The following is an 8,557-nucleotide window of genomic DNA, read 5'->3' on the forward strand; positions in this document are numbered from 1 at the left end:
GGGGATTCGGATGAAGGAAGCAGTAATCGTCGCCGGTGCACGAACACCGGTCGGAAAAGCAAAAAAGGGCGCATTCAAATCGATGCGCTCAGATGAATTAGCAGGCATCGCCATCCAGGAAACGTTGAAACGGTCCGGCTACACGGGAGCGGTCGATGACGTCATCCTCGGATGTGCCTTACCGGAAGCAGAGCAGGGGATGAACATCGCTCGCTATGCTTCAGTCCTCGGTGGATTATCCCATGAGGTACCGGCGATCACGATCAACCGGTATTGCTCAAGTGGATTACAATCGATCGCTGACGCGGCAATGAAGATCATGACGGGGCAAGCAACCGCTGTCGTCGCCGGTGGACTCGAATCGATGAGTCAAGTCCCGATGCCAGGTCACGTCGTTCGACCTAATCCGTCGATCGTCGACACGGCACCAGAGTACTACATGAGCATGGGGCATACAGCGGAGCAAGTCGCTGCGACCTACAATGTCTCACGAGAAGATCAAGATGCCTTTGCCCTGAAGAGTCACCAAAAGGCAGCAGCAGCAATCGCAGCTGGTAAGTTTGTTGACGAAATCGTCCCGGTAACGGTGACGGAACAATTCGTCAATGATGAACTGAAAATCGAAGAGAAGACATTCGTCGTCGAGCACGATGAAGGCGTTCGCCCAGATTCGTCACCTGAAGGTCTTGCAAAACTTCGCCCAGCGTTCCGCCTCGGCGGTAGCGTCACAGCAGGGAATTCTTCACAGACGTCAGACGGTGCGGCTGCCGTCCTCGTCATGGAACGGGAAGAGGCAGAACGCCAAGGGTTACCGATTCTCGGTAAGTTCAAATCGTTCGCTGTCGGTGGTGTCCGTCCGGAAGTCATGGGTATCGGACCGGTCGTCGCGATTCCAAAGGCACTCGAACTCGCAGGCATCACGCTTGAGGACGTTGGTTTGATTGAGTTGAACGAAGCGTTCGCTTCGCAGTCGCTCGGTGTCATCCGTGAGCTTGGATTAAACGAAGACATCGTCAACGTCAACGGTGGAGCGATCGCCCTCGGTCACCCCCTCGGTTGTACAGGAACGAAATTGACATTAACGCTCTTGCATGAAATGAAACGCCGGAATGTCCAGTATGGTGTCGTCTCGATGTGTATCGGTGGCGGAATGGGCGCAGCAGGCGTATTCGAACTAGTTGAAGGAGGAACAGGACAATGAGCCAAACGACAAACGAATTAATCAAAGGTGGCAGTTTCGTATTAGATGAGTTAGCACCAGAACGTCTCTTCACACCAGAGGATTTCTCGGAAGAACACAAAATGGTCGGTGACATGACAGCGAAGTTCGTCGAAGATCGTGTCGTTCCAGTCCTTGATCGAATCGAAAAACACGAGTTCGAATTATCAGTCGGTCTCCTCCGTGAAGCAGGCGAGCTTGGTCTACTCGGCGCAGACGTTCCGGAAGCATACGGCGGCTATCAGATGGATAAGATTTCGTCTTCAATCATTACGGAAAAATTCGCACGTGGCCGTTCATTCGCCCTCAGCTACGGCGCACACGTCGGAATCGGTTCGTTGCCGATCGTCTTCTTCGGTAACGAAGAGCAAAAGCAGAAATACTTGCCGAAACTCGCTTCAGGGGAGTGGATCGCTTCGTACGCATTGACAGAGCCAGGCTCTGGTTCAGACGCTCTCGGTGCTAAAACGACAGCTGTCTTGAATGAAGCCGGTACGCACTACATCCTAAACGGTGAAAAACAATGGATCACGAACGCTGGTTTCGCAAGCTTGTTCGTCGTCTACGCAAAAATCGACGGCGACAAGTTCACAGCCTTCCTCGTCGAAGGATCGTATCCAGGCGTCTCGACAGGCGTCGAGGAACAGAAGATGGGAATCAAAGGATCATCGACACGGACGTTGATCTTACAAGATGCAGAAGTACCAGTCGATAACGTTCTTGGTGAGATCGGACGCGGTCACGTCATCGCCTTCAACATCTTGAACGTCGGTCGTTACAAATTAGCTGTCGGTGCTGTCGGTTCATCAAAACGGGCGATTGATCTCGCAGTCCAGTACTCGAACGAACGGAAACAGTTCAAGACACCGATCAGCTCGTTCCCATTGATTCAAGAAAAACTCGCGACGATGGCAGCACAGACGTATGCGATGGAAAGTTCGGTCTACCGGACGGGTGGTCTGTTCCAAGACAGCCTCGATCAGTTGTCAGAAGAAGAAAGCAAGGACGGTAAGAAAATCGCCGATGCAATCGCGGAGTACGCAATCGAATGCTCAATGAATAAAGTCTTCGCTTCGGAAACATTTGATTATGTCATCGATGAAGCGGTCCAGATCCACGGTGGTTATGGCTTCATGGCAGAATATGAAGTCGAGAACATGTACCGTGATTCACGGATTAACCGGATCTTCGAAGGAACGAACGAGATCAACCGTCTGCTCGTCCCGGGAACACTTCTGAAGAAAGCGATGAAAGGCGAGTTGCCGTTGCTTGCGGAAGCACAGCGTCTGCAACAAGAAGTGATGAGCTTCATGCCGACAGAAATCGGAACAGCACCACTTGATCGCGAACGTCATTTACTGGCGATGATGAAGAAAATCTTCTTGTTGACTGCCGGAACAGCGGTCCAGAAATACCAGGACAAACTCCAAGGCGAGCAAGAGATCTTAGCGAATACAGCCGACATCATGAGTGCGATCTATGCGCTGGAGTCAGCAATCGTCCGGACGGACAAAGCGATTGCCGACAAAGGAATCGAGAAGAGCGAACTGAAAGTCCGTTACACGGAAGTCTTCGCACAACAAGCGTTCGAAGCTGTCGAGCGTGATGCGAAAGAGACACTCTACGCGGCAGCAAGCGGCGACGAACTCCGGATGTTGCTCTCGGCGCTGAAAAAATTCAGCCGTTACCAGCCGATCAACGTCATCGGTACGAAACGCGACATCGCAAAACGCCTCATCGAGTCAAACAAATATACGGTCTAAGTCAGGTTTACCGCTTCGCCTTTGCAGGGAAAATCTCTGTAAAGGCGAAGTTTTTGGTTGGAGGAGGAAAACGAGATGCGCCAAGAATTGGTTGAACTGCAATTTGCGATTGCCTACTATCAATCCCTTGAACGTTTGTCGCCGGAAGAATGGGATCTGCCGCTTGCCCTTAACAAGTGGACTGTCCTGGAATGCGTCAGCCACCTCTATTTATGGGACCGGTTTTATTACGATCATGCCATCTCGAAGTTACCGGATGAACCGCTGACACTGGTCGAGACGGATTTTGATCAGTTCAATCGACTGGCGGTCGAATATGCGCATCATATCGATCCGCTTGCTTTGTTAAAAAAAGCGATCAGCGTCCGGAGTGACATCGTCAATCACCTCGATCGTCTGTCTGATGAGGAATTTGCGGCGACCTATGAGAATTTTCGACCGCAAGAATTCGTCGAATCGTTCGTTGCCCATGACGCCCATCATCAAGATCAAATCGACGGGGCGCTCGCACGCTTGAAGCAGAAGTGATCCATCTGCTACTCTTGAAGGTGAGGTGATGAACATGACAACAACAGTCACGATGTACGGCTACCCGAAATGTAGTACGTGCGTCAAAGCGAAAAAAGCACTCGAACAACACGGTGTCGAAGTCGATTACAAACATATCGTCGAGGAGACACCATCTGCAACGACGATTCAGGAACTCCACCAAAAAAGTGGGGAGCCGTTGAAGAAATTCTTCAACACGAGTGGTCAATCGTACCGTTCGCAAGGAATCAAGGATAAACTTCCAGAGTTATCGGAAGACGAGCAATACAAGTTGCTCGCAAGTGACGGCATGTTGCTGAAGCGTCCGATCGTCACGGACGGGAAAGACGTTACGATCGGTTTCAAGGAAGAAATGTATCAAGGAAAATGGTATTAAGTTCAGAGTCGATTTTGGTATACTGAACACGTTAGTCCAAATTAGTCCACAGGGGGAATCGGAAATGAGTCAAGTAAAAGACAACTTACGCTATTCGGAAGAACATGAATGGGTCGAAGTATCAGGAAACAAGGCGCGCATCGGAATCACGGATTTCGCGCAACACGAACTCGGGGATATCGTCTTCGTCGAATTGCCTGAAGTCGGGGATACGATCTCAGCAAACGAGCCATTCGGTTCAGTCGAGTCGGTCAAGACAGTCTCGGAATTATACGCACCGATCTCTGGTAAAGTCGTTGCCATCAACGAAAACCTTTCGGATTCCCCAGAACTCGTCAACGAGTCACCATTCGAAGGTGCTTGGATGGTCGACATCGAAATCGAAGATGCTTCACAAGTCGAGGCATTGATGGACGCTGCAGCGTACAAATCGATGATCAACGAGTAATACTTAACGAAAAGAGAGTGAACGAGGCGCTTGCGTTTCGTCCGCTCTCTTTTTTTTGTATACTGACGACAGATACCACGAAGAAAGGAGCGACCGTCATGCAAGAGGTCACGACCGTCCCGGAAAACGGGCTATTGTATGTCTATGCACCGATGTGCGGGACATGCGCCATCGCAGAACGTATGCTCGATATCGTCGAAGCGACGGAATCAGGTCAATCGATTCAGAAGGCGAACGGGAATTTCATTCCGGATTTCTTAGAAGAAGCCCATGTCATGAGTGTTCCTGCGTTGTTGCGAATTGAAGAAAATCAAGTCGTAGAGCGACTTTATGCCTTCCAGTCCGTCCAAAACGTCTTTGCTTTCTGTCAAGAACGGTAAGAAAAGTCCGACTGGATTTTTCTTTTTATTAAATTGTCGGAATATTTACAATAATCCGTTGACAACGCCGAAATATGAATGGTATATTCATAACAACTTCTAGAAATGCATTATAGGAAGTCTAGCAGAGATGATCGTTCAATACGATTCAAGTCCTGAACCCTTTCTCCCATCCTAAGCCGGTGTATTGTTTCCCCTTAAGTCGTCCCCCAAAGACGAAGCGGTGCAATGAACGGGTGGTGGATCGAAAGGACCGATCAGGAAGTGAACGTAAGCTGGCGATCATGTCGAACAGGCGCCGTCCTCCACGCGGAAGAGCGAACAATTCCGAATGGAGCTGGGTTTTCCTTCGTAGCATTTCTAACCACATTATTCGTGTTGTCGGTTCGCCGGCAACGCCTTTTTTTGTTTTCTGGAAGTTTTTCGAGCCGGTCGCTTGCCAGGATAGAATCTCCTTGCTACAATGCGAATATGGAAAATTACTTTAATTCATATCCGATTACTCGGAATTAACTGGTGAGATGGAGGACGACAAGGCATGACAGTACGTTTTATGGATGTTTTCACAGAATGGGCATCGACGTATGACGAGACAGTAACCGGACACGATCCGGAATATAAAGAGGTTTTTCGTCGATACGATGAGATTTTGGATACAGTAGCGGATAAAGCGCAGTCGCCGGTCATTGAATTCGGAGCAGGCACAGGGAACCTGACACAACGTCTTCTGGCACGTCACGACGCCGTACTCGCCGTCGAACCAAGTCCGGAGATGCGGGCAATCCTGACGGAAAAGATTCCGTCGCTAGATGTACAGGATGGTCACTTCCTCTCGTTCGAAGCGAAGGAAGCACGCAGTTTCGTTTCGACGTATGCGTTTCATCATCTAACAGATGAGGAAAAGGGGGAAGCAATCGAACTGATGGCATCACATTTACCGGCAGACGGAAAAATCGTCTACGCGGATACGATGTTCGTCTCAGAAGAAGCACGCCAGCAAACGATCCGTGAAGCACGTGCTCAAGGGTTCGACGCGTTAGCGGAAGATCTCGAACGCGAATTCTACCCGTTGATTCCAGTCATGGAAGAATTGTTTACATCACGCGGGTTCACTGTTAAATTTATACAATACAATCACTTCGTCTGGCTCGTAGAAGCCGAGAAAATGGGGGAATAAATCATGGCACTTCAAAAAATGAACGTCGAAAGCTTTAACCTGGATCATACGAAAGTCAAAGCACCCTATATCCGCGTCGCGGGTTATAAAGAAGGTAAAGTCGACCAAGTCGTCAAATACGATATCCGTTTCACACAACCAAACGTTGAGCAAATGCCGATGCGTGCGATGCACACACTCGAGCACTTACTTGCTGAAAACATCCGCAACTACTCGGATGATGTCATCGATGTCTCGCCGATGGGATGCCAAACAGGTTTCTACATGGCGATGATGAACTTCGACTCTGTCGAAAAAATGAGCGAACTCGTTGAGAAGACGTTGAAAGACGTCCTTGCAGCAGAAGAGATTCCAGCGCAAAACGAAGTCCAATGTGGATTTGCGAGCGCACATGACCTCAAAGGAGCGAAGCACTATGCCGAGAAAATGCTTGCCGGTCGTGATGAATGGGACATCGTCTTCGGATGATCGCGAACAACGTCCGCGACCTCGTCGGAAACACACCACTCTACGAGATCACTTCATTCGATTTGCCTGCTGGTACGCGCATTTTGGCGAAGCTCGAATGGATGAACCCTGGGGGCAGCGTCAAAGACCGCCTTGGCATTCAACTCGTTGATGCAGCAATCGAAAACGGACATGTGACACCAGGCGGTACGATCATCGAGCCGACAGCCGGGAATACCGGCATCGGCTTGGCGCTTGCCGCTAAAAAATATGATCTTCAAGTCATCTGTGTCGTTCCGGAAAAATTCAGTCAGGAAAAACAGACGTTGATGCGGGCACTCGGCGCAACCGTCGTCAACACGCCGACTGAACTCGATATGCAAGGGGCGATCGACCGGGCAAAAGAACTCGGTCAGGAAATTCCGAACAGTTACGTTCCGTTACAATTCGAAAACGAAGAGAACCCAGTCACGTATCAGCGGACACTCGGTCCTGAGCTGATTGCGGACTTGCCGCACATCGACTGGTTCGTTGCCGGTTGTGGTTCAGGTGGTACGTTCGCCGGAACAGCGGACTTCTTAAAACAACGTCTCGGTACAAAAGCAGCGATCGTCGAACCGGAAGGCTCCGTCTTAAATGGTGGTCCAGCCGGTCCGCATAAGACAGAAGGCATCGGAACAGCGAAATGGCCAAGTCTCGTTCCGCGTGAACTCGTCGACGAGATTCATACGATTTCTGACCGCGATGCATTTGACGCGGTTCATACACTCGCTGCTCGCGAAGGATTACTCGTTGGTAGTTCAGCAGGTGCAGCGCTCGTTGCTGCGCTTGATATCGCGAAGCGTCACCCCGGCAGTACGATCGTCACCGTCTTCGCAGACAGTGCCGAACGCTACTTAAGTCAACAAATCTTTGAAAAGGTGGACGAAACTCATGCGTAAGAAGACAGCATTGATTCATGGAGGAACAGGTGTCGACCGGGCAACAGGAGCCGTCACACCTCCGATCTATCAAACAAGCACATACAAGCAGGATAAAATCGGTCAACTTAAGGACGGATACGAATACTCACGGACAGCGAACCCGACACGGACGAGCATCGAACGATTGATTGCGGATCTCGAGGGCGGCGCACGTGGTTTTGCCTTCGGTTCTGGGATGGCAGCGATCCATGCCGTCTTCCACTTGCTTGAGTCTGGCGACCACATCGTCATGACGGATGACGTCTACGGTGGTACGTTCCGCTTGATGCAACGCGTCTTACCAAAGTTCAACATCCAAGTGACATTCGTCGATACGACGGACCTTGCAGCGACGGAAGCAGCGATCCAAGACAACACGAAGATCGTCTACGTCGAAACACCGACGAACCCGTTGTTGAAAGTAACGGACATCGCAGCGATCGCAACGATTGCCAAACGTCACGATCTTAAACTCGTCGTCGACAACACGTTCGCGACTCCATATCATCAACAACCACTCGCGCTTGGTGCAGACATCGTCTTGCACAGTGCAACAAAATACATCGGCGGACACTCGGACGTCGTCGCTGGACTTGTCGTCGTCAAAGATGATGCGCTCGGCGAAGAGCTTCACTTCATCCAAAACTCGACAGGCGGCGTACTTGGACCGCAAGACAGCTTCTTGCTCGTCCGTGGTCTTCGTACACTCGGTATCCGGATGGATGCGATCGAAGAGACAGCCCATGATCTCGTTGCGTTCCTACAAGCGCAAGATATTGTCTCGAACATCTTCTACCCGGGACTGGCATCGCATCCTGGTCACGACATCCAAGCGAAACAAGCGACTGGGTTTGGTGGGATGATCAGCTTTGATGTTGGTTCAGCAGCGAATGCAGAAAAACTCGTCGAGGCGACACACTTCTTCACACTTGCTGAGAGTCTTGGTGCCGTCGAGAGTCTGATTTCCGTTCCGGCACGGATGACGCACGCGTCGATCCCAGCAGAACGTCGGGCAGAACTCGGCATCACAGACGGTCTCGTCCGGATTTCAGTTGGACTTGAAGACGCGGAAGATTTGAAAGAAGACTTAACGCGTGCTTTCACGTTCCTCGAAAAAGTTTCTGAAAAAACTGTTTGACAACAAAAATAACCCCTGCTAATATTCAGAATATATTCTACAAACTTAATACCGAAACTCTTATCGAGAGTGGTGGAGGGACTGGCCCGATGAAACCC

Annotated in this window: 10 protein-coding genes; all 10 read left to right on the forward strand. The window is 50.4% G+C overall.

Going from position 1 to position 8,557, the window contains the following annotated elements; translation table 11 throughout:
* The first annotated feature begins 10 nt into the window (after positions 1–10).
* The 10 genes from B4F99_RS10360 to B4F99_RS10405 all read left to right on the forward strand — a co-directional run bounded on the left by B4F99_RS10360 (position 11) and on the right by B4F99_RS10405 (position 8,459).
* Positions 11–1,201, forward strand: coding sequence for an acetyl-CoA C-acetyltransferase (locus B4F99_RS10360; protein ID WP_290757609.1), 1,191 nt, complete (start codon positions 11–13; stop codon positions 1,199–1,201).
* Positions 1,198–2,982, forward strand: a complete 1,785-nt coding sequence (locus B4F99_RS10365; protein ID WP_035396370.1) for an acyl-CoA dehydrogenase family protein — start codon at positions 1,198–1,200, stop codon at positions 2,980–2,982. The genes B4F99_RS10360 and B4F99_RS10365 overlap by 4 nt, the downstream gene beginning before the upstream one ends.
* 75 nt (positions 2,983–3,057) lie before the next feature.
* Positions 3,058–3,510 carry a DinB family protein gene (locus B4F99_RS10370; protein ID WP_290757616.1) on the forward strand — a complete coding sequence of 151 codons (453 nt, stop codon included), beginning with the start codon at positions 3,058–3,060 and terminating at the stop codon, positions 3,508–3,510.
* A gap of 34 nt (positions 3,511–3,544) precedes the next feature.
* Positions 3,545–3,907 (forward strand): arsenate reductase family protein, encoded by a 363-nt coding sequence (locus B4F99_RS10375; protein WP_290757620.1) that lies wholly within the window; start codon positions 3,545–3,547, stop codon positions 3,905–3,907.
* A gap of 64 nt (positions 3,908–3,971) precedes the next feature.
* Positions 3,972–4,355 carry a glycine cleavage system protein GcvH gene (gene gcvH / locus B4F99_RS10380; RefSeq protein ID WP_029342437.1) on the forward strand — a complete coding sequence of 128 codons (384 nt, stop codon included), beginning with the start codon at positions 3,972–3,974 and terminating at the stop codon, positions 4,353–4,355.
* Between the two features lie 98 nt (positions 4,356–4,453).
* Complete coding sequence (locus tag B4F99_RS10385) at positions 4,454–4,735, forward strand: thioredoxin family protein (protein ID WP_290757623.1); 282 nt, start codon at positions 4,454–4,456, stop codon at positions 4,733–4,735.
* Between the two features lie 538 nt (positions 4,736–5,273).
* The gene (locus B4F99_RS10390) at positions 5,274–5,912 is read left to right on the forward strand and encodes a class I SAM-dependent methyltransferase (protein WP_290757625.1); all 639 of its coding nucleotides are present in this window, start codon (positions 5,274–5,276) and stop codon (positions 5,910–5,912) included.
* Positions 5,913–5,915: 3 nt separating this feature from the next.
* Positions 5,916–6,380 (forward strand): S-ribosylhomocysteine lyase, encoded by a 465-nt coding sequence (locus B4F99_RS10395; RefSeq protein WP_023469165.1) that lies wholly within the window; start codon positions 5,916–5,918, stop codon positions 6,378–6,380.
* The gene (locus tag B4F99_RS10400; protein WP_023469164.1) at positions 6,377–7,300 is read left to right on the forward strand and encodes a PLP-dependent cysteine synthase family protein; all 924 of its coding nucleotides are present in this window, start codon (positions 6,377–6,379) and stop codon (positions 7,298–7,300) included. Before B4F99_RS10395 ends, B4F99_RS10400 begins: the two co-directional genes overlap by 4 nt.
* The gene (locus tag B4F99_RS10405) at positions 7,293–8,459 is read left to right on the forward strand and encodes a bifunctional cystathionine gamma-lyase/homocysteine desulfhydrase (protein ID WP_214727831.1); all 1,167 of its coding nucleotides are present in this window, start codon (positions 7,293–7,295) and stop codon (positions 8,457–8,459) included. The genes B4F99_RS10400 and B4F99_RS10405 overlap by 8 nt, the downstream gene beginning before the upstream one ends.
* Positions 8,460–8,557: the final 98 nt, after the last annotated feature.

The organism is Exiguobacterium sp. UBA3491, assembly GCF_002377745.1.
In the GTDB taxonomy this organism is placed as follows: Bacteria; Bacillota; Bacilli; order Exiguobacteriales; family Exiguobacteriaceae; genus Exiguobacterium_A.

Coding starts and splice junctions, on each gene's coding strand:
- B4F99_RS10375 (WP_290757620.1), top strand. CDS start 3,545: ATGACAACAACAGTCACGATGTACGGCTACCCGAAATGTAGTACGTGC.
- B4F99_RS10385 (WP_290757623.1), top strand. CDS start 4,454: ATGCAAGAGGTCACGACCGTCCCGGAAAACGGGCTATTGTATGTCTAT.
- B4F99_RS10395 (WP_023469165.1), top strand. CDS start 5,916: ATGGCACTTCAAAAAATGAACGTCGAAAGCTTTAACCTGGATCATACG.
- B4F99_RS10400 (WP_023469164.1), top strand. CDS start 6,377: ATGATCGCGAACAACGTCCGCGACCTCGTCGGAAACACACCACTCTAC.
- B4F99_RS10360 (WP_290757609.1), top strand. CDS start 11: ATGAAGGAAGCAGTAATCGTCGCCGGTGCACGAACACCGGTCGGAAAA.
- B4F99_RS10365 (WP_035396370.1), top strand. CDS start 1,198: ATGAGCCAAACGACAAACGAATTAATCAAAGGTGGCAGTTTCGTATTA.
- B4F99_RS10405 (WP_214727831.1), top strand. CDS start 7,293: ATGCGTAAGAAGACAGCATTGATTCATGGAGGAACAGGTGTCGACCGG.
- B4F99_RS10370 (WP_290757616.1), top strand. CDS start 3,058: ATGCGCCAAGAATTGGTTGAACTGCAATTTGCGATTGCCTACTATCAA.
- B4F99_RS10390 (WP_290757625.1), top strand. CDS start 5,274: ATGACAGTACGTTTTATGGATGTTTTCACAGAATGGGCATCGACGTAT.
- gcvH (WP_029342437.1), top strand. CDS start 3,972: ATGAGTCAAGTAAAAGACAACTTACGCTATTCGGAAGAACATGAATGG.